Origin of the sequence: Microbacterium sp. NPDC058342, from assembly GCF_042723935.1 — a bacterium.
GTDB lineage: Bacteria > Actinomycetota > Actinomycetes > Actinomycetales > Microbacteriaceae > Microbacterium.
Genome location: NZ_JBHXID010000001.1, coordinates 956,325 through 979,179, shown reverse-complemented (window position 1 = coordinate 979,179; position 22,855 = coordinate 956,325). Strand labels below are relative to the sequence as shown.

General features: G+C 69.6%; 24 protein-coding genes. 14 read left to right on the top strand and 10 right to left on the bottom strand.

What is annotated here, in order from left to right:
- Positions 1–27: 27 nt before the first annotated feature.
- The gene (locus tag ACFWHT_RS04375; protein WP_378825800.1) at positions 28–624 is read right to left on the bottom strand and encodes a gamma carbonic anhydrase family protein; all 597 of its coding nucleotides are present in this window, start codon (positions 622–624) and stop codon (positions 28–30) included.
- Between the two features lie 74 nt (positions 625–698).
- Positions 699–857: a hypothetical protein gene (locus ACFWHT_RS04370; protein WP_378825798.1), complete on the bottom strand. Its 159-nt coding sequence runs from the start codon at positions 855–857 to the stop codon at positions 699–701.
- Between the two features lie 169 nt (positions 858–1,026).
- Here ACFWHT_RS04370 and ACFWHT_RS04365 point away from each other — a divergent pair, with 169 nt between their 5' ends.
- The 5 genes from ACFWHT_RS04365 to ACFWHT_RS04345 all read left to right on the top strand — a co-directional run bounded on the left by ACFWHT_RS04365 (position 1,027) and on the right by ACFWHT_RS04345 (position 4,667).
- Positions 1,027–1,893 carry an SDR family oxidoreductase gene (locus tag ACFWHT_RS04365; protein WP_378825797.1) on the top strand — a complete coding sequence of 289 codons (867 nt, stop codon included), beginning with the start codon at positions 1,027–1,029 and terminating at the stop codon, positions 1,891–1,893.
- A gap of 194 nt (positions 1,894–2,087) precedes the next feature.
- Entirely contained in the window at positions 2,088–2,678 is a 591-nt protein-coding gene (locus tag ACFWHT_RS04360) for a hypothetical protein (protein WP_378825795.1), read from the top strand.
- A 13-nt stretch (positions 2,679–2,691) separates the two neighbouring features.
- Positions 2,692–3,318 (top strand): alpha/beta hydrolase, encoded by a 627-nt coding sequence (locus tag ACFWHT_RS04355; RefSeq protein ID WP_378825793.1) that lies wholly within the window; start codon positions 2,692–2,694, stop codon positions 3,316–3,318.
- A gap of 198 nt (positions 3,319–3,516) precedes the next feature.
- Positions 3,517–4,020, top strand: coding sequence for a GNAT family N-acetyltransferase (locus ACFWHT_RS04350; RefSeq protein WP_378825792.1), 504 nt, complete (start codon positions 3,517–3,519; stop codon positions 4,018–4,020).
- A gap of 164 nt (positions 4,021–4,184) precedes the next feature.
- Entirely contained in the window at positions 4,185–4,667 is a 483-nt protein-coding gene (locus ACFWHT_RS04345) for an NUDIX domain-containing protein (RefSeq protein WP_378825790.1), read from the top strand.
- 142 nt (positions 4,668–4,809) lie between these two features.
- Here ACFWHT_RS04345 and ACFWHT_RS04340 read toward each other — a convergent pair whose 3' ends face one another.
- Positions 4,810–5,292, bottom strand: coding sequence for a GbsR/MarR family transcriptional regulator (locus ACFWHT_RS04340; RefSeq protein WP_378825788.1), 483 nt, complete (start codon positions 5,290–5,292; stop codon positions 4,810–4,812).
- On the bottom strand, positions 5,289–6,092 hold the full coding sequence (locus ACFWHT_RS04335; RefSeq protein ID WP_378825785.1) for an alpha/beta fold hydrolase: 804 nt from the start codon (positions 6,090–6,092) through the stop codon (positions 5,289–5,291). Before ACFWHT_RS04335 ends, ACFWHT_RS04340 begins: the two co-directional genes overlap by 4 nt.
- Before the next feature lie 84 nt (positions 6,093–6,176).
- Here ACFWHT_RS04335 and ACFWHT_RS04330 point away from each other — a divergent pair, with 84 nt between their 5' ends.
- Positions 6,177–8,006 carry a DUF5979 domain-containing protein gene (locus tag ACFWHT_RS04330; protein WP_378825783.1) on the top strand — a complete coding sequence of 610 codons (1,830 nt, stop codon included), beginning with the start codon at positions 6,177–6,179 and terminating at the stop codon, positions 8,004–8,006.
- A gap of 56 nt (positions 8,007–8,062) precedes the next feature.
- Here ACFWHT_RS04330 and mfd read toward each other — a convergent pair whose 3' ends face one another.
- Positions 8,063–11,584 carry a transcription-repair coupling factor gene (gene mfd / locus ACFWHT_RS04325; RefSeq protein WP_378825781.1) on the bottom strand — a complete coding sequence of 1,174 codons (3,522 nt, stop codon included), beginning with the start codon at positions 11,582–11,584 and terminating at the stop codon, positions 8,063–8,065.
- A 79-nt stretch (positions 11,585–11,663) separates the two neighbouring features.
- On the opposite strand from mfd, the gene ACFWHT_RS04320 reads away from it, so the two are divergent.
- The 7 genes from ACFWHT_RS04320 (at position 11,664) to ACFWHT_RS04290 (ending at position 17,266) form a co-directional block, all read left to right on the top strand.
- Complete coding sequence (locus tag ACFWHT_RS04320; RefSeq protein ID WP_378825779.1) at positions 11,664–12,227, top strand: GNAT family N-acetyltransferase; 564 nt, start codon at positions 11,664–11,666, stop codon at positions 12,225–12,227.
- Positions 12,228–12,334: 107 nt separating this feature from the next.
- Complete coding sequence (locus ACFWHT_RS04315; protein WP_378825776.1) at positions 12,335–13,198, top strand: Fpg/Nei family DNA glycosylase; 864 nt, start codon at positions 12,335–12,337, stop codon at positions 13,196–13,198.
- A gap of 246 nt (positions 13,199–13,444) precedes the next feature.
- Positions 13,445–14,473, top strand: a complete 1,029-nt coding sequence (ribD, locus tag ACFWHT_RS04310) for a bifunctional diaminohydroxyphosphoribosylaminopyrimidine deaminase/5-amino-6-(5-phosphoribosylamino)uracil reductase RibD (protein ID WP_378825775.1) — start codon at positions 13,445–13,447, stop codon at positions 14,471–14,473.
- Positions 14,473–15,102 (top strand): riboflavin synthase, encoded by a 630-nt coding sequence (locus tag ACFWHT_RS04305; RefSeq protein WP_378825774.1) that lies wholly within the window; start codon positions 14,473–14,475, stop codon positions 15,100–15,102. The genes ribD and ACFWHT_RS04305 overlap by 1 nt, the downstream gene beginning before the upstream one ends.
- Positions 15,099–16,373 (top strand): GTP cyclohydrolase II, encoded by a 1,275-nt coding sequence (gene ribA, locus ACFWHT_RS04300; RefSeq protein ID WP_378825773.1) that lies wholly within the window; start codon positions 15,099–15,101, stop codon positions 16,371–16,373. The genes ACFWHT_RS04305 and ribA overlap by 4 nt, the downstream gene beginning before the upstream one ends.
- Entirely contained in the window at positions 16,370–16,846 is a 477-nt protein-coding gene (ribH, locus tag ACFWHT_RS04295; protein ID WP_378825772.1) for a 6,7-dimethyl-8-ribityllumazine synthase, read from the top strand. Before ribA ends, ribH begins: the two co-directional genes overlap by 4 nt.
- A gap of 51 nt (positions 16,847–16,897) precedes the next feature.
- Positions 16,898–17,266, top strand: coding sequence for a Fe-S protein (locus ACFWHT_RS04290; RefSeq protein WP_378825771.1), 369 nt, complete (start codon positions 16,898–16,900; stop codon positions 17,264–17,266).
- Between the two features lie 100 nt (positions 17,267–17,366).
- Here ACFWHT_RS04290 and ACFWHT_RS04285 read toward each other — a convergent pair whose 3' ends face one another.
- Together ACFWHT_RS04285 and ACFWHT_RS04280 are read right to left on the bottom strand one after the other, a co-directional pair.
- A complete protein-coding gene (locus tag ACFWHT_RS04285; RefSeq protein WP_378825770.1) occupies positions 17,367–18,527 on the bottom strand; it encodes a hypothetical protein in 1,161 nt (386 codons plus the stop codon).
- A 142-nt stretch (positions 18,528–18,669) separates the two neighbouring features.
- Entirely contained in the window at positions 18,670–19,701 is a 1,032-nt protein-coding gene (locus tag ACFWHT_RS04280; RefSeq protein WP_378825768.1) for an LD-carboxypeptidase, read from the bottom strand.
- A 71-nt stretch (positions 19,702–19,772) separates the two neighbouring features.
- Here ACFWHT_RS04280 and ACFWHT_RS04275 point away from each other — a divergent pair, with 71 nt between their 5' ends.
- The gene (locus tag ACFWHT_RS04275; protein WP_378825767.1) at positions 19,773–19,979 is read left to right on the top strand and encodes an AsnC family protein; all 207 of its coding nucleotides are present in this window, start codon (positions 19,773–19,775) and stop codon (positions 19,977–19,979) included.
- A gap of 34 nt (positions 19,980–20,013) precedes the next feature.
- On the opposite strand, the gene ACFWHT_RS04270 is transcribed toward ACFWHT_RS04275, so the two are convergent.
- From ACFWHT_RS04270 to ACFWHT_RS04260, 3 genes are read right to left on the bottom strand one after another with little or no spacing between them, the layout of a single operon-like run.
- The gene (locus tag ACFWHT_RS04270) at positions 20,014–20,802 is read right to left on the bottom strand and encodes an ABC transporter ATP-binding protein (RefSeq protein ID WP_378825766.1); all 789 of its coding nucleotides are present in this window, start codon (positions 20,800–20,802) and stop codon (positions 20,014–20,016) included.
- A complete protein-coding gene (locus ACFWHT_RS04265) occupies positions 20,799–21,815 on the bottom strand; it encodes a FecCD family ABC transporter permease (protein ID WP_378825765.1) in 1,017 nt (338 codons plus the stop codon). The genes ACFWHT_RS04270 and ACFWHT_RS04265 overlap by 4 nt, the downstream gene beginning before the upstream one ends.
- Complete coding sequence (locus ACFWHT_RS04260) at positions 21,812–22,774, bottom strand: FecCD family ABC transporter permease (protein ID WP_378825764.1); 963 nt, start codon at positions 22,772–22,774, stop codon at positions 21,812–21,814. Before ACFWHT_RS04260 ends, ACFWHT_RS04265 begins: the two co-directional genes overlap by 4 nt.
- Positions 22,775–22,855 lie beyond the last annotated feature (81 nt).

The following is a 22,855-nucleotide window of genomic DNA, read 5'->3' as shown; positions in this document are numbered from 1 at the left end:
TCGCGGCCGGCTCGCCGAAGCCACACCTCACGCCAGCAGGTCATCCCTGTGACGCGCGAGCGATGAGCCGTAGCGCTCGGTGAGCTGCACCATGAGGTCGGGGGTGTCCCGGTCGACGCCGAAGACGTGACCGGGAAAGTCGAGCTCGGGCATGGCGGCGGCGATGTCGTCGGCCCGATCGGGTGAGAACAGCTTCACCGGGTCGCCGACCGCCACCCAGCCGATCGGCACCACGGTGCCCTCCGGAAGCACGGAGCGACGCTGCACGATCGCGTTCACGCGGATCTCGCAGCGGGCGCCGACGCGGGCGCCGTTGAACACCCGGGCGCCGGATGCGAAGAACACCTCCTCGCCCACGGTCGCCCCGGCTATGCTCGCCAGCGTGCCCACGAGGGTGTGATCGCCGATGTGCACCGCGTTGGCCGCGGTGGCCCGGATCAGTGCGTTCTCCATGACGATCACATGCTCGCCGAGCGTGATGGGGCCACCCTCGGCCGTGATCACGGCACCGTGCAGCACCTGGCAGTTCGGCCCGATCTCCACGTCGCCGGAGATCACGGCGGTCGGCGCGACCACCGCGGTGTCGTGGATGCGGGGCCGAGCCCCGAGGTGCTCGTACATCATGCCGCCAGACTAGTGACGTCGCCCGCTGGAGCGCCAGGACCGCGCCCTGTCGAACGCAGCGGCCGCGATTGCGGTCAGGTGCGCGACCGTCCCTTGCGGAACATGCCGAACACCAGCGTTCCGAGGAATAGCACGATGCCGAGGACCGCCAGCCACAGCAGTCCCTTCACCACGAACCCCAGGACGGACAGTCCCAGCCAGACGACCAGCAGCACGATCAGCAGAGTCCACATGCCACTAGCATGGCGCCGCGGGCGCGTGGCGCACAGGCCGTTGACCGGGATGCGCAGGTCGGCTAGCGCCCGGATGCTAGCGTGTCGGACATGCAATGCAGGTGAGCCGCTTCCGTTCTCCGCGCGCGCCGTCAACGCGTCGCGACATCCGCACTCCGAAGGACTCATCATGCATCTTCCTCTCCGCGGCAGGACCGCGCTCGTCACCGGCTCCTCACGCCGTAAGGGCATCGGGTTCGCCGTCGCCTCCCAGCTCGCCTCGCTCGGCGCGAGCGTCTTCCTGCATCACCACCGCCCGCACGACGTCGGACAGCCGTGGGGCGGCGACGATCTCGACGCCGTCCGTCAGAGCATCCGCGATCTGCTGACCCCCGGCGCTGTGATGGGCGATCAGGCTGCGGACCTGCGCGATCCGGCCGCCGTCGAGCAGTTGCTCGACGCGGCGTCCGGGCTGACCGGCACGCTCGACATCCTGGTGTGCAACCAGGCCGTGAGCGGCGCCGACGGCGGTCTGCTGGACATGACCGCGGAGCGCCTCGACGAGCACTGGCAGGTCAACACCCGCGCATCCATGCTCCTGACTGTCGGCTTCGCCCGCCGCATCCGCGGATCCGCGGATGCGGCAAGACAGCGTCCCGGAGACCGCAGACCGGCGTCGGGTCCGTTCGAGAGACCCACCGGACACGTCATCTGGATGACGTCCGGGCAGGCGGACGGACCGCTGCGGGGTGAGGTCGCGTACGCCACGAGCAAGGCGGCGCTGGCCGGGGTGACCCGGACCGTGGCCGCCGAACTGCTCGACCTCGGCGTGGTGCTCAATACCGTGAACCCCGGTCCGGTGAACACCGGTTACCTCGATCCCGAGACGACCGATCGTGATCTGAGCTGGTTGCCGGAGTTCCTCGAGACGACGCCGTTCGGTCGATTCGGCAGGCCCTCTGACCCTGCGCACCTGATCGGGTGGCTCTGCACGGACGCCGGCTCCTGGGTGGTCGGTCAGGTGCTCAGCAGCGACGGCGGCTTCGCGCTGCGATGACGCGCACCTTGCGCGCACTCGCGCTTGCGCGGGGACGTGCGACCGCCTCCTGGCCGGTCTGCTGCTCACCGCAGCTCTCGACCAGCGCGCGATTGCGGACGCGTACCGATGGCTCACTCGCCCGAGCGAGGAAGAGCCAATGCGCATCCTGGGATCTCGCGGTTTCGACCTGACCCGGCCAGGTGGCCGGCGCCGTGAACGCCCCAGACAAGCAGCGCGGCGGCAGCTACGGCGCGGCGCAGCAGATGGCGGCGTGCCTGACCAACCGCACGACCGTGCGGTGGATCGTTCCCGAGCTGGGCGACACGCGGCCGACGTTCGATCCGGCCGCGTTCGTGCGCGCAGGCGGAACCCTCTTCAGCCTCTCCAGGGAGGGCCGCGGCACAGCCGGCCCGCTGGTCACCGCGCTCACTGTCGCCGTGGTGGAGGCCGCCGAAGAACTCGCCGTGCACTCACCTGGCGGACGCCTCGCGACGCCGCCCGTGAGCGTGCTCGACGAGGCCGCGAACGCGTGCCGGTGGCAGACCCCCTCCGGCGTAGCCGACTTCGTGTGCCATGCCGAAACCGGCACAGTCGAGGTTTCGGCGCCGTTCGGTTCGGCAGAGGGTTTCGGTGGATCATGTCCTGGCGTGTCGGCGACCTGGTCGTCGACGTCGACCAGGTCGCCGAAAACGATCGTTTTCGGCAGACAGGTGGTTGACTGGTGCGATGCTCCTCAACCTCGCCGATTCAGGCCGTGGGGCGAGAAGCGCCCTGCTCATTCATGGCATGTGCGGTTCCGGTGAAAGTTGGGGTGCTGTGACCGATCGCCTCATCGATAGCGGCTACCGCGTGCTGGCAGTGGACCTCCCGGGGCACGGACACTCACCCCGTGACGCAGAGTCTTCGGTCTCGGCCGCGGCCGATGCGGTAGTACAGACGGTGCACGCGAGCGTCCCGGGCCCGCTCACCGTCGCACTGGGTCATTCGTACGGAGGGTCCGTCCTCGCTGCCGCCGTGAGCCGGTTGCGCCCGCGCACGGCGGTGTACGTTGATGCCGGCATGTTCATCCAAGGCGGCCAGGACCGTCGCGCACTGATCGAACAGTACGAACAGGATCGGCGGCTCCGGAGCCAGCGAGAGTGGTTGCGTCGAACCCGCCCGTACTACGACGAGCGCGCGATCAATGCAGAAGCTGACGCTGCCAACCGCTTCGACCCCGCGACCATGGCCGCGGTCTCCGTCGGTGACGACGTATGTTGGGAGCCAGAGCCCGGATCCATTGTCGTGAGAGCCCGTCCGAGTGATTGGATCACCGAAGAGTCCGCCAAACGGCTAACCCTTCGCGGCGTGCACGTCCGTGATATTCCGGGCGCGGCACACACGGTTTGGTACAGCCACTTGAACGAGTTCGTTGAAGCTCTCCCTGAGGTCTTCACTGCCTAAGAGCGGCTTCATTGAAGAGGGACTCCACTCCACTGCTGCCGAAAACGTCTGCCATACGCGACTTTCGGAGAACGTTAGCGGCAACCCACTGAGGCCTCCCGCGTCGCACCAGCCACAAACGATCGTTCTCGGCGACGCGAAGCACGCGAGGCATGTTCGTTGTCGCGCGTGTCCGAGAAACTTCGCTACTGTCTCCGAATGGTGTTGACGCTTCGCTTTCCTGAACCGGCTGACGAGGTGGCTTGCCGTCACCTCCATGAACAGCTCGCCGCGGACGGCTTCGAGTTCCTCCAGGTGGATGGCAGCTGGGAGCAGATCTGCGCTGCCGTCCGTCGCGAACATGAGGGCATCGACATCGCTCCGGGGCGCGTCCGTAGCAGCTGGCTTGTAGCGGCCGTCGATGGCGAGGTGGTGGGGCGAGTTTCAATTCGCCACGCACTGAACGAGTTCTTACTTAATGAGGGCGGACACGTCGGGTATGCGGTCGCGCCCGCATATCGTCGCCGGGGGTATGCGACGGAGATTCTTCGTCTCGCTGTCGCGGACCTCGCAGCGAGGGGCGTCGAACGCGTACTCGTGACCTGCGACGACACGAACGTTGCATCCGCCGGCGTGATCGAGAAGGTCGGCGGAGTCCTCGAAGACATTCGCCCGGGTCGCAACCACACACTCAAACGCCGCTACTGGGTTCCTACGACCTGAAGCCGTCAAAGCACGCGGAGTAGGGAGCCTGGTCACCTGCCGGGACTCTTGCCGCTGACGATTCTGGTGCAGGTTTGCGGCGCATGAAATCGGAGGCCGCCAGAAACGATCGGTTTCGGCGGGAACGAGCCGACGAGGCTGTCTCGTCTTAGTAGCCTTCTGAGATGGGTTCACCGATCGCCGTCGACCATCGCGGTAATCACCTTGTCGCTGTCATAAAGGCGACAACATCGGAGCTTGAAGCCGCCGCCGCGACGACGCCGTGTCCACTCGCGCTCGTCGTCCTCGTCGATGGCGTGACGGCACAGGTGTTGTTCGGTCTGAACACCTGGCGACGCGAGTATGAGCTCCCTGGTGGGATCGTCGAGCCAGGGGAAGGCTTCGTCGAAACGGCTCGACGTGAACTCGAAGAAGAGACAGGGATTCACATCGAGACGCTCGAGCTCGTGGGATACGCCCAGTTCGCATTGACGGACCCGGTACGCGACGAACTGGGAGCTATCTATCGTGCAGAAGTTGCGGGAGTGCAGGCGTCCGCAAGCGACGAGATGCAGCAGTTCCTCTGGAGAAGTCCGCTCAGTGAGACTGAACACGTAATCTCTGCGCTCGATGACGCTATCGCCGAGTGGGCAGTTCGTTCTCACTGAGCCCATCGCGGTGCTACAGAATCGATCCAATGACCGAATTGACGGTCGACCAGACTCAGCACCGGCCGCCGCACAGGACGCACGCGTGCCCGTGCCGGTCACTGCATGGGCGCCGCACCGGGTCGCGTACGACGAGGCGCAGCTAATTGACGCCGAGACGATCGCCTGGACAGAAGGGGCTTTCCTCATCCGCTGGACGCCCCCGCGCGTGCAGCATCGCCTCGCCGACCGCGGTGTAGGCGGCGAACAGCTCGGTGACGTCGGCGAGCCGCCTGGCGGCGCGATCGTCCTCCGCGAGTGCCTCGGCGGAGCGGAGCGTGCGGATGAACGCGCGCGCCCTCTCGTGGCTCGCTGCGAGAAGCTGTTCGAAGCCGCCTGAGGCCTCCACGAGCAGCCGGCGACTGCCGGACTGGGGAAGAGTGCGAGCGAGTCCCCAGGAGACGAGTGAACGCACCGCTGTGCTCACCGCGCCGCTGCTCAGCCCGAGTACCTGCTGCAGCTCCTCTGCGGTGGAGGGCTCGGCGCGCAGCAGCAGATGCCCGTAGACCCGACCCGTCGCCCTGGGCAGATTCCAGGCGGCGAGCATGTCGCCCATCTCGTCCGCGAAGCGCCTGGCATCGGTCATGCCGTCATCTCCTCGACGATCGACAGCAGAGCCGCCGCGGTCTCCTCGGGTGCATCGAGGGTCACCACATGGCCCGCCCCGTCGATCACCCGCTCCCGCACGCCCTCGGCGCGGGCCCAGCGCGGCATAGCCGAAGAGATGTTGCCCGTGCGGTCGGCGGCGCCGCGGATCAGGCCCAGCGGCACCGGTATGCGGTACGCCGGATCCGGGTCCACCAAAGAGGCGGTGGCGCGCCAGACGTCGAGGAAGCTGCGCGCGGGCATCCGGGACAAGACCGCCTCGATCTCAGCGACGGCGTCCGGGCGCACCGCCGAGGCCTTCGCCATGAGCCGTGGCAGGCGCCGAGCGGGGACCATGCCCAGCATCGGATCCGCCAGACGCAGTCCGAACCGCTCGGCGCGGGTCAGCGGACCGGTGTTCCAGGTCGAATCCACCGCGATCAGGCCGCGGACGCGGTCGGGATGCCGGCGCACGAACGCCTGGGAGAGGTTCCCGCCGAGCGAATGCCCGACGAGGATCGGACGCTCGCCGCCGCATGCATCCAGCAGCGCGCCGAGATCGTCGAGGGCGTCGCATGCGGTGAACCGGGCGCCCGGCTTCAAAAGCGATGCACCGTGACCGCGCAGGTCCCAGAGGATCGGGCGGTGCCCCGCCAACTGAGCGGCGTGCGCCTGGACCAGGAACACGGTGTGATCCATGCCTGCGCCATGCGTGAAGACGATGGGTTGCCCTTCTCCTCCCGGATCCACGAACCGGATGGCGGCGCCAGGACGATCGCACTCCCGGTCTAGTTTCACCATTCTCTGAAAATAGCACCACGCTCGTAGAAGCGCGACGAAACCTAGGGTACTATATCACGCATCACATTCTATTGGGGAGGAAACATGCACAGAAGAGGTGAACACCGCCGAAGGCTCCACCTGACGCGAGCGATCATCGCGGCCGCCGTGGGCCTGGCAGGAGTCGCAGCGGCCGGGCCGGCATCCGCGGCGCCGCCGTACGAGACAGAGGGCTCACTGGATTCCATCGCATTCACCGAGACGACGGTCGCGTCCGGATCCGAAGCGCGGCTGGACGCCACGTGGAGCCTGCCGGACAACCCGGCGACTCCCGCCGGGTTCGTCCTGCCGCTGCCGTCGGGTCTGCAGGGACTGACAGACGCGTTCCCGCTTCTGGCGCCGGACGGCGCGGAGATGGGGCACTGCGAGGTCAGCGCCACGGAACTCGTCTGCGACATCGATTCCGGGTACATCGCGGCTCACCCGCTCAACATCTCGGGCACTTTCAACTTCTGGGTGCAGGTCCAGACGACGGTGGCGCAGGATTCGCGTGTGGACTACGTCTTCGGCGATGTGTCGGCCGCCGTCACGGTCCAGGCCTCCGACACGCCGTGCACGGTCGACTGCGACTTCCCCGGGAGGGAGTCCGAGAAGACAGGCGTCCTCGACCGGGCGACAGGAGAGATCAGCTGGTCCGTCAAGATCGCCGCGCCCGTCGAAGGAATGGCGGGCGGCGAGGAGATCGTCGTCAGCGACGCTCCTGGCTCGAACCACGCGCTGTTGCCCGACCGCACGACCGTCTGGCAGGCACCCGGTCTCATCGTCTACCCGAACAACGTGGAGGGTCCGGGCGAGTGGACGGAGAATCCCGACGCCGAGGTCTCTCCGGACGGCGGCGACGTCAGCTTCACGGCGCAGGAAGGCCACTTCTACGACGTGACCTTCGTGACCCGGGTGAGTGACGGCGGCGTGCAGGGCACGTACACCAACGACGCGACGATCACAGTGGATGGAGTTGCCACCACGGTGGCCGCATCGGTCTTGCGACAGGGTGGAGGAGGCACCGGCATCGGCGACGACGTCGCTCGGTTCTCGATCACGAAGGCTGTCACGGGACCGGCCGCCGACGTCGACGTGCCTGAGTTCACAGGACGCTATTCCGTGAGGACTCCCGACGGCGACGTGCTCGACGGCGACTTCTCGGTCTCCGCCGACGAGACCTGGACGAGTGCCGACTTCCCTGAGGACTCGGTGGTGCACCTGAGCGAAACGGCGCCGGCGGCGCTTCCCGGGATCGATTGGACCACCGCCGAGTTCTCGGTGAACGACTTCGTCCTGCGCGGCGGCGAATCGACGCCGGTGACGCTGACCAACGGCTCCGCCCTTGCCCTCGGAACGTTCGTCGTCTCGAAGCGTGTCGTCGGCGACGGCGCAGTGCTGCTCCCGGACGACCGCGACTTCACGGTGAACTACACCTACCCTGCGGGCCCCGGATACCCGGCCGGTTCCGGCAGCATCGAGGTGCCCGCGGATGGCACGCCGTCAGAATCGCCCGCCCTGCCCGTGGGTGCGACGGTCGAGCTGTCGGAGGAGACACCGCAGGCCGTCGATGGTACTGTCTGGGGCGATGCGGAGTTCTCTGCATCGTCCGTGACGATCGCACGCGCGGAGACACCGACCGTGCTGCTGACGAACTCGCTCACGGCAACCGATCCGGGCACGGACCCCGGAACCGACCCCGGCACGGACCCGGTGACCGACCCCGGGACCGACCCCGTGACCGACCCCGGCACCGACCCGGTGACCGAGGGCGCGCTTGCCGTCACGGGCGGCGGGAGCGGTCTGCCCACTCTTCTGACGGCCGGGCTTCTCCTGTCCGCGGGGATCGCGCTGCTCGCAGTGCGAGCGCTGCGGCGCAGGGCCGCTCTGGCCTGACCCGACGGAGCCTCCGGTGCACGCTTCGGCGTCCATCGGAGGCTCCGCCTGTGGGATCAGGCCTTCACGGGCTCCGGGAACATCGCGGTGAACAGGTTCCCCACCCATTCGAGAAGGTCCGCATCGACAGGGAGCGGCAACACGAGCGCCTCTCCCCCGCCGACCAGCTTCGCCTTGGGATACAGCCGCTGCAGACGCACCTTCATGGAGTCCTCGAACCGGGCGGGCGCGACCCTGAGGTTCGAGCCCATCGCCACCACGTCCGTCAGACCGGCGCGGGCGGCACGACGCCGCAGGCGCGCCACGGCCACGAGCGTGCCGACCTCGTCGGGGAGCGCTCCGTACCGATCGGCGAGTTCCTCGGCGACCAGATCGATCGCATCCTCAGCCGCCGTCGCCGCCGCAGCGGCCGACAGCTTCTGATACGCCTCGAGGCGCAACCGCTCGCTGTCGATGTAGTGCTCCGGGATCCGCGCGTCCACCGGCAGCTCCAGGCGCAGCTCCGCCTCGGAGGCCGTGTCCTCGCCGCGGAAGGTGGCCACGGCTTCGCCGATCATGCGCAGATACAGGTCGAAGCCGACGCCGGCGATGTGACCGGCCTGCTCGGCACCGAGCAGATTGCCCGCGCCGCGCAGTTCGAGATCCTTCAGCGCGACCTGCATGCCGGAGCCGAGCTCGTTGTTCAGTGCGATCGTCTGCAGCCGGTCCGCGGCGGTCTCCGACAGCGGCTTGCTGTCGTCGTAGAGGAAGTAGGCGTACGCCCGCTCGCGCCCTCGTCCGACGCGCCCGCGCAGCTGGTGCAACTGGGACAGGCCGTACTTGTCGGCGCGGTCGATGATGATCGTGTTGGCGTTGGAGATGTCCAGGCCGGTCTCGACGATCGTGGTCGACACGAGCACGTCGTACTTGCGCTCCCAGAAGTCGTCCACGACCTGCTCGAGCTGGTGCTCGCCCATCTTGCCGTGCGCGACCGCGATGCGCGCCTCGGGCACGAGTTCGGCCAGCTCCGACGCCACCCGCTGAATGGACTGCACCCGGTTGTGCACGAAGAACACCTGTCCCTCGCGGAGGATCTCGCGCCGGATCGCCGCGGCGATCTGCTTGTCGCTGCGCGGGCCGACGAACGAGAGGATCGGATGCCGGTCCTCCGGCGGAGTCTGCAGGGTCGACATCTCGCGGATGCCGGTGACCGCCATCTCGAGTGTGCGCGGGATCGGCGTGGCACTCATCGCGAGGATGTCGACGTTCGTCTTCATCTTCTTGAGCGTGTCCTTGTGCTCGACCCCGAAACGCTGCTCCTCATCGATGATCATCAGGCCGAGGTCCTTGAAGATCACCTGGTCGGTGAGGATGCGATGGGTGCCGATGACCATGTCGACCGAGCCGTCCACGAGACCCTGCAGGGTGAGCCTGGCCTCTTTGTCGGTCTGGAAGCGCGACAACGGCCGCACCTTCACCGGGAAGCCGGCGAAGCGCTCTGTGAAGGTTTCGAGATGCTGCTTGACCAGCAGGGTGGTCGGCACGAGCATCGCGACCTGCTTGCCCTCCTGGATGGCCTTGAACGCCGCCCGCACAGCCACCTCGGTCTTGCCGAAGCCGACGTCTCCCGACAGCAGCCGGTCCATCGGGATCGGGCGCTCCATGTCGGCCTTGATCTCATCGATGGTCTGCAGCTGGTCTTGAGTCTCTGCGAACGGGAACGCCTCTTCCAGTTCGCGCTGCCACGGGGTGTCGGGCCCGAACGCATGCCCCTTGGAGCTCATGCGTGCCGAGTACAGCTTGACCAGCTCGACGGCGATGTCGCGCACGGCCCGGCGCGCCTTGCCTTTCGCCGCGGCCCAGTCGCTGCCGCCCATCTTGGAGAGCACGGGCGCCTCTCCGCCGACGTACTTCGACAGCAGATCCAGCTGATCGGTGGGGACGAAGAGCTTGTCGCCCGGGTAGCCGCGCTTGGATGGCGCATACTCGAGCACCAGGTACTCGCGGGTCGACTTGACGGCGTTGCGACCGCCGGAGGAGACCTCGCGCTTGGTCATCTCGACGAAGCGGCCGATGCCGTGGGTGGTGTGCACGACGTAGTCGCCCTGCTTGAGCTGCAGGGGGTCGACGACGTTGCGGCGTCGGGATGCGAGCTTCTTCACGACGCGCTGATCGCCGCCGATGGTGCGCCCGTAGAACTCGTTGTCGGTGAGCACCGCGAGCTTGGCCTCGGGCACCTGGAATCCGGACTCCACGGCGCCGCAGGTGAGAGTGGCGATACCTGCCTCGGGCGCCATGGTGAGGTCGTCGACGACGCGCGCGGCCAGGCCGCGATCGCTCAGCACGTCGCGGGCTCGCTCGACGAGCCCCTGGCCGGAGGCGATCACGACCACACGCCAGCCCTCCCCGAGCCGAGCTTGCACGAACGAGATCGCACCGTCGACGTTGCCGTGGAACGAGGGGATGATCGACGAGTCGAGCCCTTCCGCATCTGCATCGTCCGTCGCGAACGTGCTGAGCCGCCACCAGACGCCCTCGCGCTCGCGGACGATCTCGCGAAGCCGGGCGAGCGAGATGAAATCGCCTGCGCCCAGATCGATGGGGGCGGATGCCCCGGATGTCGCCGCGCTCCACGCGGCATCGAGGAACTCCCGGTTCGTCTCGCCGAGGTTCTGCGCGCGTGCGCTGGCCCGCTCGGGGTCGACCACCGCCGCCGCCGACTGCGCGGGAAGGTACTCGGCCAGGGTCACGAGAGGGCCGGAGACCGCGGGCAGCAGCGACTCCATGCCCTCGACGGGGATGCCCTCGGCCATCTTCTCGAGCATCCCGGCGATCGCCGGGAACCTTCCCACCAGCGCAGCCGCCCGTTCGCGTACCTCGGCGGTGAGCAGCAGTTCCCGGCTCGCCGGCAGCTCGACGAAGGCGACGTCGCCGGGAAGCGAACGCTGGTCGGCCACCGAGAAGGCTCGGATCTGATCGATCTCGTCGCCGAAGAACTCCACGCGCAGCGGGTGATCCGCCGTCGGCGGGAACACGTCGAGGATGCCGCCGCGCACGGCGAACTCGCCGCGACGCGACACCATGTCCACCCGCGAGTACGCACGCTCGACCAACTGCTCCACGGCGTCTTCCAGCTCTGCACCGCGGCCGCCGATGCGCAGTTCGAGCGGGGCCGCCTCGCCGAGATTCGTCGCCAGCGGCTGCAGCGCGGCGCGCACCGAGGCGACGACGATCAGCGGCCGCCGGCCGTCCCACGTCGTGATGCGCCGCAGGGTCTCCAGCCGCCGGCCGACCGTGTCGGGGCTCGGGCTCAGGCGCTCATGCGGCAGCGTCTCCCACGCGGGGAACGTGAGGATCTCCGCGCCGTCGAGGTAGGCCCCCAGGGCAGCCGCGACCGACTCGGCGCGCCGCCCGGTGGGCGTCACGACCAGGGCGGATGCGGGAAGCCCCGCCCGAGCCCGCTTGGCGAGCAGCCCGGCGATGATCGGCGCGTCGAGGCCGTCGACCGCCGAGATCTCGGCGTCGGTCTGCGCCCAGGTGAGGGCGTCTCGGTACAGGTTCGCCTCTTCCAAGGCACGCAGAATCCCCGGAACAGTCACCGGTTCATCCTAGTCTCGCGCGCCGACATCGGGCCGGGAGCACCGTGCTCGGGCGCTCGACGAGCTCTACGCTGGGTCGATGGAACCCGTCACCCTGCGCACCGAGCGCCTCGAGCTCAGCATCCCGACCGCGGCCGACGTCGATGCGATCACGGCCGCCTGCCAGGATCCCGAGATCCCGCGCTGGACCACGGTGCCGAGCCCGTACGCGCGGAAGGATGCCGAGGAGTTCATCGCGCTCGTCGCCGGCTGGTGGGCGGACGGCATCGAGACGGTCTGGGCGATCCGGCGCGACGACGAGCTGGCCGGCATGATCGGACTGCACCGGATCACGAAGCATGCGCACGGCGGCGAGGCCGAGATCGGCTACTGGGGCACCGCCGCACACCGCGGCCAGGGCGTGATGGGGGAGGCCGGACGCGCAGTGGTCGACTACGCCTTCGCCGAACTGGGTCTGGCCCGCATCGAGTGGCGCGCCGTGGTCGGTAACGCACCTTCGGCACGCACGGCTCGCAGCCTCGGGTTCCGATATGAGGGGATGCGGCGCCAGGGCCACGCCAGCCCACGCGGCCGCGACGACGGCTGGATCGCCGGCCTGCTGGCATCCGATGACCGCGCCCCGGTGGAGTGGCCGGTGCTCTGACGCCCGAAACACAGGAACTCGCACGAAACGCAGGTGCGGATACCCGCACCCCCTGCATCTCGTGCGATGCCCTGCGATTGGGCGGGCACCCGTGACAGGATGACTGCATGCCCGAGATGCCGGAAGTGCAGGGTCTGGTCGACTTCCTCGCCGAGCGCGCGGCGGGGCGCACCATCACGCGTGTCAGCGTGGCCGCGATCGCCGCGCTGAAGACGTTCGACCCGCCCGTGACGGCGCTGCAGGATGCGGTGATCACCGGAGCCGTCCGGCACGGCAAGTTCGTCGACATCGCACTGGGAGCGGATCTCCACCTCGTCTTCCACCTCGCCAAAGCGGGCTGGCTGCGCTGGTACGACACGGTTCCGACGACGCTCATCAAACCCGGACGCAGCCCGATCGCCCTGCGGGTGGCGCTCGACGACGGCAGCGGATTCGACCTCACGGAGGCCGGAACGAAGAAGTCGCTCGCGGTGTACGTCGTGCGCGACCCTCACGACGTGCCCGGCGTCGCCCGGCTGGGACCCGACCCGCTGGACGCGTCGTTCACGCGGGACGCCTTCGCGGCGCTGCTGACGGGCAGACGGATGCAGATCAAGGGACTGCTGCGCGACCAGGCGCTCATCGCGGGCATCGGGAACGCGTACAGCGACGAGATCCTGCACGCGGCGAGGATGTCGCCCTACGCTCCGGCGGGCAACCTCGACGATGCCGACATCGATCGGCTGTACCGGGCGATGCAGACCACGCTGCGAGACGCCGTCGCCGAGGCGGCAGGCAAGCCGCCCGCTGATCTGAAGGATGCCAAGAGGGCCGGATTCCGCGTGCATGCGCGCCGTGGCGAAGCGTGCCCGGTGTGCGGTGACACGGTGCGCAGCGTGTTCTTCGCGGATCGCAGCCTCGAGTACTGCCCCACGTGCCAGACCGGCGGCAAGGCGCTCGCGGATCGGCGACTGTCACGGCTGCTGAAGTGAGATGTATGACGCGGAATGAATCCTCCGGCGCCGCGTTGACTAGACTCTGAGCATCAACGTGCTCCGGGGTCGGTGAGAATCCGAACCGGCGGTGACAGTCCGCGAACGCCTGGCGACAGGCGCCGATCCGGTGGAAATCCGGGACCGACGGTGATGCGAGCGAAGCTCGCTAGTCCGGAAGAGAGGCAGCACGGGCGACGCCATCGCGCGCGCTGCCGGCCCCGGGAATCCAGAGAGAGACGACCGATGGCAGTGAGCGACGCGGAACGGCGGGCGATGACGCGCGCCCTCGCCCTCGCCGCCCAGGGGCCCCGGGGTGTGAACCCCCAGGTGGGCGCGATCGTTCTCTCCCCCGCCGGTGAGGTGCTGGCTGAGGGCTGGCACCACGGCGCCGGCACCGCGCATGCCGAAGTGGATGCCCTGGCCAAGCTCTCGCCTGGTGCGGCACGCGGCGGCACGGCCGTCGTCACTCTCGAGCCCTGCAACCACACCGGCCGGACAGGCCCGTGTGCCCAGGCGCTCATCGATGCCGGCATCAGCCGGGTGATCTACGCGCTCGACGACCCGGGCGACGCATCCAGCGGCGGCGCGGACCGTCTGCGGGCGGCGGGTGTCGAGGTCGAGGCGGGAGAACAGGCCGCTGTCGCCTCGGAGCTCGTCTCCGACTGGTTGACGGTGCAGCGCCTGGGCCGCCCGCACGTCACCGTGAAGTGGGCGCAGAGCCTGGACGGACGCGCTGCCGCATCCGACGGCAGCAGCCAGTGGATCACCGGCCCCGCGGCCCGCGCCGACGTGCACCGCCGCCGCGCGGCGTCCGACGCGATCGTCGTCGGCACCGGCACCGTGCTGGCCGATGATCCCGCTCTCACCGCTCGTGACGGCGATGCGCTGCTGCCTCATCAGCCGATTCCGGTCGTCATCGGATCGCGGCCGACGCCGCCGGATGCCGCGGTGCGTCGCCATCCCCGCTCCCCTGTCCTCTATGACACCCATGACCTCGCCGCCGTCCTGAGCGACCTCGGGGAACGCGGCGTGCAGCGGGTGTTCGTCGAGGGCGGTCCGACCCTGGCCAGCGCGTTCATCGCCGCGGACCTCGCCGACGCGGTGCTCGTCTACGTCGCGCCGGTGCTGCTGGGCGGCGACCGCCTGGCGCTCACCGACATCGGCGTGGACGGCATCCAGGAGGCGCGCCGGCTGCACGTCGACGAATGGATCCCTCTCGGCGACGACCTGCTCGCCGTCGCCCGCCTGAGCGCTTCATCGGAAGGAAGCTGATGTTCACCGGAATCATCGAGGAGATCGGCGAGATCTCCGCCATCACCGCGTCGGGTGACGGCTGGCGCCTCACGGTGCGGGCGCCGAAGGCCGCGGCCGACGCCGTGCACGGCGAGTCGATCGCCGTCAGCGGCGTGTGCCTGACCGTCGTCGGCTCCACCCACGACACCTTCGACGCGGATGTCATGAAGCAGACCCTCGACGTCTCGGCCCTGGGCGCCCTCGGCGCCGGGTCGCGCGTGAACATCGAGAAGGCGATGCCCGTGGGCGCACGGCTCGGCGGTCACATCGTCCAGGGTCATGTCGATGGCACGGGCGAGGTGCTGCAGGTGCGTCCGGGCGCGCAGTGGCGCGTACTGCGCATCTCGCTGCCCGCCGACCTCGCCCCGCTGGTCGTCGACAAGGGCTCCATCGCCGTCGCCGGCACCTCGCTCACCGTCAGCGCGGTCAGCTCCCCCGCCGAATCCGCGGCCTGGTTCGAGGTCTCCCTGATCCCCGAGACCCTCGAGGCCACCATCCTCGGCGCGCTCGTCCCGGGAGATCCCGTCAACCTCGAGACCGATATCCTCGCCCGCCACGTCGAGCGCCTCCTCGCGTTCCACGCCCTTCCGGAAGGAGGCTCACGATGAGCCTTGCCACCATCAACGAGGCCGTCGAGGCGCTGCGCGCCGGCCGGCCGGTCATCGTCGCCGATGACGAGAACCGCGAGAACGAGGGCGACATCATCATCTCGGCCGAGCTCGCCACACCGGAGACCATGGCCTGGATGGTGCGCTGGACATCGGGGCTGATCTGTGCGCCGATGCCCGCCGACCTCGCCGACAGCCTGAACCTGCCGCCGATGGTGGAGAGCAACGAAGACGCCCGCTCCACGGCCTACACGGTCAGCGTCGACGCCGCGCAGGGCGTGACGACCGGCATCAGCGCGAGCGACCGCGCGCACACCCTGAACGTGCTGGCCGACCCGGCATCCACCGCCACGAGCATCATCCGGCCCGGGCACATCCTGCCTCTGCGCGCCGTCGACGGCGGCGTGCGCGAGCGAGGCGGCCATACCGAGGCCGCGGTCGAGCTCATGCGGTTGGCCGGGCTGAATCCGGTGGGCGCGATCGCAGAGGTCGTCGCCGAGGACGGCAGCATGATGCGCCTTCCCGGGCTGATCGAACTCGGCGAGCGCGATGGAGTGCCCGTCATCACGATCGAGCAGCTCATCGTGCACCTCAACGAGGTCGACCCGCGCGACGAGGCCGACTGCCTGACGAAGCGCACCGGCCGCCGGGTGAGCCTGCGCGCCGATGCCACCGTCCCCACCGACCACGGCACGTTCCGCTTCCTGGCCTACAAGGACCGCATCACCGGCACCGACCACGTCGCCGTCGTATCCGGCACCCCCGGTGACACCGCCCTCGTCCGGGTGCACTCGGAATGCCTCACCGGCGAGGCCTTCGGATCGCAGAAGTGCGAGTGCGGACCGCAGCTGCAGGCTGCGCTGGACATGATCGATGCCGAGGGCGGCGTGGTCATCTACATGCGCGGCCACGAGGGCCGCGGCATCGGACTCATCAACAAGCTGCGGGCATACAGCCTGCAGGAGGGCGGGCTGGACACCGTCGACGCGAACCTCGCGCTGGGGCTGCCCGCCGACGCCCGCGACTACGCGGCCGCGGCCGGCATCCTCGCCGATCTGGGCGTGTCGAAGGTGCGCCTGCTCACCAACAACACCGACAAGGTCGCACAGCTGCGCGAACTCGGGCTCGACGTCGTCGAGCAGGTCCCGCTGATCGTCGGCGTCGGCCCGAACAACCATCAGTACCTCGAGACCAAGCGCGACCGCATGGGCCACATCATCGGCGAGACCGAGCTGGCCGCAGCGCTCGCGAGCGGAAAGGAGCACGCATGAGCGGCGCCGGAGCACCCACCCCGTCCACACCGATCGACGGCAGCGGCCTGAACGTCGTCGTCATCGCCGGCACCTGGCACGAGACGATCTCGAACGGTCTCATCGCCGGGGCACAGCGCGTCCTCGACGAGGCCGGCGCCTCGCACACGCTCGTGCGCGTGCCGGGCTCGTTCGAGCTGGCCGTCGCCGCCCAGGCGGCCTTCGCCGGCGGGGCGGACGCGGTCGTCGCGCTCGGCGTGATCATCCGCGGCGGGACCCCGCACTTCGAGTACGTCTCGGCCGCCACGACCGACGGTCTGACCCGGGTGTCGCTGGACGCCGGTCGGCCGGTGGGGTTCGGGCTGCTCACCCTCGACGACGAGCAGCAGGGACTGGACCGTGCCGGCCTGCCCGGCTCGAAGGAGGACAAGGGGGCCGAGGCGGCGGATGCCGCTCTTCGCACCGCACTGGTCGTGCGCGCGCTGCGCAGCTGACGCACTCCCTATCAGATCCCGCGCGCCGACGCCGATGGCTAACCTGGGGCCATGGAGACCCTGCGCCACATCGTCCTCTTCGTCCATCTGATCGGCTTCGCCGTGCTGTTCGGCTCCTGGGCCGTGCAGGCGTTCGGCGGCAAGCGCGAGATCACCCGGCTGATGCACGTCGGCATCTCGATCGCCGCCGTCGCCGGCCTGGCCCTCGCAGCGCCCTGGGGCCTGCCCGAGGGCGTCAGCGCGGGTGACATGCCGTACGCCAAGATCGGCACGAAGCTCGTCGTACTCATCGCGATCGGCGCCCTGCTCGGCATCGGTCAGGCACGCCAGCGCAAGTCTGGCGCCGTGCCGCCCGTGCTGTTCTGGGCCGTCGGCGTTCTGACGCTGGTGAACGCGGGCATCGCCGTCCTCTGGCGCTGAGCGCCGCGGGGAGTGGAACGGCGACGCGACCGTCCCATGTGAACATCGAGGGATACCGCGACCCGACCGAAGGCGGCCGGGTCGCGGTACCGTCAGCGCATCACGAAACCGGTGCGGAGGAGAGGATGAGAATCGGATCCATCCCGAACTTCTTCACCGCTGCGTCCGTGGCGGCGTTGTTGTACTTCAGCGTGCCTCGAGCGCCGTAGTACTGACCGAACGTGGTCCGCAGCGTGCCCATGGCCTTGGCGCTGCGGTCGAAGCCGCCGTCGACGTCGAAGATCCCCAGCAGGGCCGCGGTGATGTTGCCCTCCGACCGGTCGGCCGTCGAGTACGTCGTGTCGAACACGGCGTCGGGGCGTCCGTCGGCGTACACGTAGCGCCGGTCGCCCAGCGCGTGCGCCGCGACGGCATTCGCCCAGCCCTCCGTCCACGCGCACGTCGTGTTCGTCGTGAGGTCGTAGTCGTGCGGGTCGCAGTCGCCGATGTCCATCCATTTGGCCCAGCCCTTGTACTTGCCGTTGCCCTCGAGATGCTGCCCGGCCAGCGTCCACTGCCACCAGTGACCGGCCTCATGCAGGATCGTGTGCTTCGAGGTGGCGTCGCCGTAATCGAGCACGACGTCGTGCAGCTCCGGTACCCAGACGCCGCCTCCCGAGGTCTGCGTTCCCCATCGGAAGGTCAGCGCCTCGCACGCGCTGCCGTTCCAGCAGGCGCCGGTCGAACCGCGCTTGTCCCACAGCAGCCGCAGGGTGTCGATGATGTGCCACGCACCGGCCAGATTCCCGTCGATCTGGACGTTCGGCTGGGCGATCGTGACCGTACCGTCCGCGGCGGTCGTACGCGCCCCCGAGACCGGCACGGTGATCTGGTACGGCGTCAGCGAGGTGCGCGACACGGTGCGCCACTGCACACGCCCGTTCGCGGACGCGGTGGAGGAGAGGGTGAGTGTGACGCCAGAGGCCCCGGCCGCCGGCGAGCAGGCGGAGAATCGTCCGTCTGCGCTGGTGGTGCCCTTCTTCAGCACCTGCCCGTTCGCGCTCTTCAGCGTCCAGTCCGACGAGCCGGCGGTGTTCCACGACGAATCGAAATCGTCTTCGGCGATCGACTGCCAGTAATAGCCGGTGCCCTTCACGCAATAGGTCGTGGCCGCAGCAGCGGGCTGCGCGACCGCCACGCCCGCCGCGATCAGGACGGCCATGGCGACGGCGCTCAGCCGCTTCCGCCACCGATCTGCGCGCGCCTGTGTGTTGTCTGTCATCGAAACACTCCTTCGTGTCGAATCCCCGGTGCGAACCGGCACCCACGTCATCGTGGTTCCCGAAAGTCTCGCGCTTCGCCTCGGCCCGCCCTATCCCAATCCGCCATAACCGCGTGCTATGCCGGTGTCGCCGTCTGGGGGCTCAGTACCTCGCGCTGACCCGCTTCACGGCGCCGTCGAGCGTGATCTCGCCGCCATAGGGGACGATCCACTGCGGGCGGGTGTGGCCGAAGGGCACGCCGACGCACACGACGGCATCCGGGTTGTACCGGGCGACCTGCTCGATCACCACGTCGCGCTGCTCTTCGCGCAGCTGCGCCTTCTCGGCCGCAGAGGGGGAGACGTCGAAAGTGCTCACCGCGGGCCGTGCGAACGCCACCCCCGCCACAGCCTCCAGCATACCGCGCTCGCCGAACGAGCGCAGCTGCTCGGCCACGACCGCTGCCGGAGTCAGCCGCTCGCTGGTCTCGAGGAGCAGCACGCAACCGGCGAGTTCGGCAACGGACGGAAGCCGGTCGGCGAGCGCGAGCTGGGTGACGACCTCGAGACAGCCGCCCCAGGTGCGTCCGGTGACCGAGGTCGCCGGCCCCGCCCAGGCCCAGGGTCCGGTCGGCTCACGATCGCCGAACTCGGTCAGCGCCTCGGGGCTCTCCCAGCGCCGGCCGAAGTCCTCCGACTCCCCCGGCTCGGTGAGCTCGATGTCACCGCCATCGATCAGCGCCGCCCGAAGCGAACTCAGGTGGATGTCGTCCACGCCCGGGCCGGCACCGAGATGGATCTGCGTGGAGCCGCCGTAGTACCCGGCGATCCCCAGCCGCCACAGCCAGTTGAGGATGTTGGTGTTGTCGCTGTAGCCGACGAAGGGCTTCGGATCTGCGAGCGCGAGCGCCGGGTCGAGGTGGCGGGTCACGAGGATCTGGTCGTCGCCGCCGATCGTCGCGATGATGGCCCGGATGCCGGGATCGGCGAAGGCGGCGTCGACGTCGGCCGCCCGCGCCCGGGGAGTGGCATCCAGCTGCCGGGTGGTGGGGTACTCGACGGGGATGAGGCCGGTCAGCTCGGTGAGACGTCGCAGCGCCTGCTCGTGGATCTCCTCCGACACCGCCGGTGCCGCGAAAGCAGGCGAAAGGATGGCGACGCGGTCGCCGGACGCGAGCTTCGGAGGAATCAGCATCCGTCCATCCTGCCCCACCGCACACGTCAACGACGGTTGACACTCGCGCGGCGTCAACCTATATTGACGACATGACCGTTCGCACCGCAGTTCCCACCGATCCCGAGGGCGAGCCCATCGCGCAGCTGCACCGGCTCGCCGCCGCCCGCCGGGAGATCGCCCGCACCGAGGAGGCGCAGGTGCGCCGCGCCCGCCTGGCGGGATATTCCTGGCAGACCATCGCCAGCGCGATGGGAGTCAGCAGGCAGGCAGCCCACAAGCGGTTCGGCCGGCAGTAGGCGCGGGATCCCCGCGAGGCGATCGCCCGGCGGCTCAGATCCGGTCGACCTCGGCGGGGACATCCAGCGGGACGACCACGGGCGCCCCTTCCACCTCGACGACTCGTGCACTGAGGCCGAACACCTCCTGCAGCAGGTCGTCTGCGAAGATCTGCTGGGGAGCGCCGGCAGCGACCACGCGCCCCTCAGCCATGACCACGATGCGATCGGCGAAGCGAGCCGCCAGCGTCAGGTCGTGCAGCACAGCCACGACGGTGCGCCCCTGCGCGGCGACGCGCCTCACGGCGACGAGCACGTCGACGGCGTGCGCGAGATCCAGGTAGGTCGTCGGCTCGTCGAGCAGCACGATCCCGGCCTCCTGCGCGAGCACCAGCGCGATCCACGCCCGCTGGCGCTGCCCTCCTGAGAGGCTCTCGATCGGCGCATCGGCCAGATGCAGCAGGTCGACCCTCGTGAGCGCGTCGTCGACAACCTCGCCGTCTCGCGCGGACCACGGCGCGAGCACTCCCCGGTGCGGGTGCCGGCCCCGGGCGACGAGTTCGCGCACGGACAGGCCCTCCGGGGGCAGCGGCGCCTGAGGGAGCAGAGCCCGCATCCGCGCGAGCACGGGCGGCGAGAGCCGGGAGATCTCCCTGCCCTGCATCCGGACGGAGCCGTCACTGGGCCGCAGCAGACCGGAGAGGCCGCGCAGCAGCGTCGACTTGCCGGAGCCGTTGGGCCCGATGATGACGGTCAGCCGGCCCGGCTCGAACGCGAGATCGACGTCGGCGACCACCGGGCGTCGTCCGTAGCCGAGGCTGAGCCCGGCGGCGATGAGAGTCATGAGCGCGCCCTTCTGCGAATGAGGAAGATCAGGTAGACGGCGCCGACGGCGCCGGTGACGATGCCCACGGGCAGCTGCACGGGACCGGCGCCGAACCAGGCGAACAGATTGCGGCCGACCAGATCGCCCGCGCCCACGAGAATCGCTCCCACCGCCACCGAGAGCAGAAGCGGCGGTCGTCCCGCACCCGTCAGGCGCTGCGCGATGGCCGGTGCACAGAGCCCGACGAACGCGACGGGCCCCGCGGCCGCCGTCGCGACGCCCGCGAGCACCGCGGTGAGTGCCAGGCTGATCCAGCGCACGCGGTTCACGCGTACGCCGAGCGCCTCGGCGACGTCGTCGCCGAGAGCGATCATGGAGAGGGGGCGCACGAGCGCGGTGAGCGCGAGCAGGCAGAGCGCGAGCACGGCGAGCACCGGCACCACGTCGGCCCAGTTCCTGCCGTTGAGCGATCCCGTGAGCCAGGTCGCCGCTCGGCCCGCATCGTTCACGTCACCCTGGACGAGGAGCCAGGTCACCGCGGACTGGCACATCGCCGTGACGCCGACTCCGACCAGCACCACCCGCTCCGTCGTCCGGGCGATGAGCGAGACGAGCAGGGTGGCCGCCGCTCCCCCGGCGACGGCCGCGAGGGGCACGCCGATCATCGCCGCCGAGCCCGAGACCCCGCCCGCCGAGCCCGCGAAGGTGATCACCGCGACCGCACCGACGCTCGCACCGCCGGTCACGCCGACGATGTCCGGACTGGCCAGCGGATTGCGCATGACGGTCTGCGCGATCGCGCCGGCGAGGGCGAGCGCCGCGCCGACGGCGATACCCGCGGCCGCGCGCGGCAGACGCAGCGTCTGAACCACGAAGGCGTCCTCGCCACCGAGCAGACCGCCGACGACGCGGTCGGGCCCCAGGATCTCGCCGCCCAGGGCGAGCGAGGCGAGCAGCGCGGCGAGCACGAGAGGGGTCGCGGCGATCAACGCCCAGCTCTCACGTCGGCGCCGGAAGGCTGCGACCGTCACAGCACGATCCGCCTTCGGGCCACCGTCGCCAGGAACAGCGGGCCCCCGACCGCGCCGAGCACGACTCCGACCTGCAGCTCGCCGGTGCCGGCGACCAGTCGCCCCACCACATCGGCGAGAAGCAGCGCCGCGGCTCCCAGCGCGGCGCACACCGGAAGGAGCAGCAGGTGCCGCGTGCCGACCAGGGCGCGGCCCGCGTGCGCCGCGAGCAGCCCGATGAACGCGATCGGACCACACGCCGCGACGGCAGCGCCGGTCAGCAGCGCGATGGCGAGGATGCCGGCGAGCCGCAGTCGCGTCACGCGTACGCCCAGCGAGATCGCGAGGTCGTCGCCGAGCAGGAAGTGGTCGAGATCGCGCGCGCAGAGCATCGCGAGCGCCAACCCGGCTGCGACGAACGGCAGCACCTGCGCGGCCACCGCCGAACCTCGTCCCGAGAGCGCTCCGACCGCCCAGAAGCGGTAGCCGTCCAGAGTGTCGGCGTCGAGCAGCACGATCGCCGACGTGATCGCGGCCAGTGCCGCGCTCACGGCCACCCCCATCACGGCCAGCGTCACCGGCGAGACGCCACTCGCCCCGAGCCGCGCCGTGACTCCGAAGACCAGTGCGGTGGCCGCCAGCGCCCCGCCGAGCGCCCATCCGACCTGGGCCGTCATGCTCGATGCGGCCGCCACCTGCAGGCCGATCACCACGGCGAGGGACGAGCCCGCGCTGACGCCGAAGAGACCGGGTTCCGCGAGGGGGTTGCGTGTGAGCGTCTGCATCACGGCGCCGGCGACGCCAAGGCATCCCCCGACCACCAGACCCAGCAGCGTGCGCGGCAGGCGCAGATCGAGCACGACGATGTCGGCATCGGTGCCGGACGGCGACGTCAGAGCGGCCCAGACGTCGCCGAGCGAGAGCGTCCGCGACCCGAGGACGAGGCTCAAGATGACCGCGAATGACAGCGCTGCGACCACCCAGACTGTCCTATGTATTAGGTTAGCCTTACCTTCCATACTGACGCTCAGCGTAGCAGGCAGGCTCCCTCTCCCTCACCG

Coding starts and splice junctions, on each gene's coding strand:
- ACFWHT_RS04350 (WP_378825792.1), top strand. CDS start 3,517: ATGGTGTTGACGCTTCGCTTTCCTGAACCGGCTGACGAGGTGGCTTGC.
- ACFWHT_RS04370 (WP_378825798.1), bottom strand. CDS start 857: ATGTGGACTCTGCTGATCGTGCTGCTGGTCGTCTGGCTGGGACTGTCC.
- ACFWHT_RS04345 (WP_378825790.1), top strand. CDS start 4,185: ATGGGTTCACCGATCGCCGTCGACCATCGCGGTAATCACCTTGTCGCT.
- ACFWHT_RS04340 (WP_378825788.1), bottom strand. CDS start 5,292: ATGACCGATGCCAGGCGCTTCGCGGACGAGATGGGCGACATGCTCGCC.
- ACFWHT_RS04330 (WP_378825783.1), top strand. CDS start 6,177: ATGCACAGAAGAGGTGAACACCGCCGAAGGCTCCACCTGACGCGAGCG.
- ACFWHT_RS04365 (WP_378825797.1), top strand. CDS start 1,027: ATGCATCTTCCTCTCCGCGGCAGGACCGCGCTCGTCACCGGCTCCTCA.
- ACFWHT_RS04315 (WP_378825776.1), top strand. CDS start 12,335: ATGCCCGAGATGCCGGAAGTGCAGGGTCTGGTCGACTTCCTCGCCGAG.
- ACFWHT_RS04335 (WP_378825785.1), bottom strand. CDS start 6,092: ATGGTGAAACTAGACCGGGAGTGCGATCGTCCTGGCGCCGCCATCCGG.
- ACFWHT_RS04375 (WP_378825800.1), bottom strand. CDS start 624: ATGATGTACGAGCACCTCGGGGCTCGGCCCCGCATCCACGACACCGCG.
- ACFWHT_RS04290 (WP_378825771.1), top strand. CDS start 16,898: ATGGAGACCCTGCGCCACATCGTCCTCTTCGTCCATCTGATCGGCTTC.
- ribD (WP_378825775.1), top strand. CDS start 13,445: ATGGCAGTGAGCGACGCGGAACGGCGGGCGATGACGCGCGCCCTCGCC.
- ACFWHT_RS04280 (WP_378825768.1), bottom strand. CDS start 19,701: ATGCTGATTCCTCCGAAGCTCGCGTCCGGCGACCGCGTCGCCATCCTT.
- ribA (WP_378825773.1), top strand. CDS start 15,099: ATGAGCCTTGCCACCATCAACGAGGCCGTCGAGGCGCTGCGCGCCGGC.
- ribH (WP_378825772.1), top strand. CDS start 16,370: ATGAGCGGCGCCGGAGCACCCACCCCGTCCACACCGATCGACGGCAGC.
- ACFWHT_RS04275 (WP_378825767.1), top strand. CDS start 19,773: ATGACCGTTCGCACCGCAGTTCCCACCGATCCCGAGGGCGAGCCCATC.
- ACFWHT_RS04320 (WP_378825779.1), top strand. CDS start 11,664: ATGGAACCCGTCACCCTGCGCACCGAGCGCCTCGAGCTCAGCATCCCG.
- ACFWHT_RS04285 (WP_378825770.1), bottom strand. CDS start 18,527: ATGACAGACAACACACAGGCGCGCGCAGATCGGTGGCGGAAGCGGCTG.
- ACFWHT_RS04270 (WP_378825766.1), bottom strand. CDS start 20,802: ATGACTCTCATCGCCGCCGGGCTCAGCCTCGGCTACGGACGACGCCCG.
- ACFWHT_RS04305 (WP_378825774.1), top strand. CDS start 14,473: ATGTTCACCGGAATCATCGAGGAGATCGGCGAGATCTCCGCCATCACC.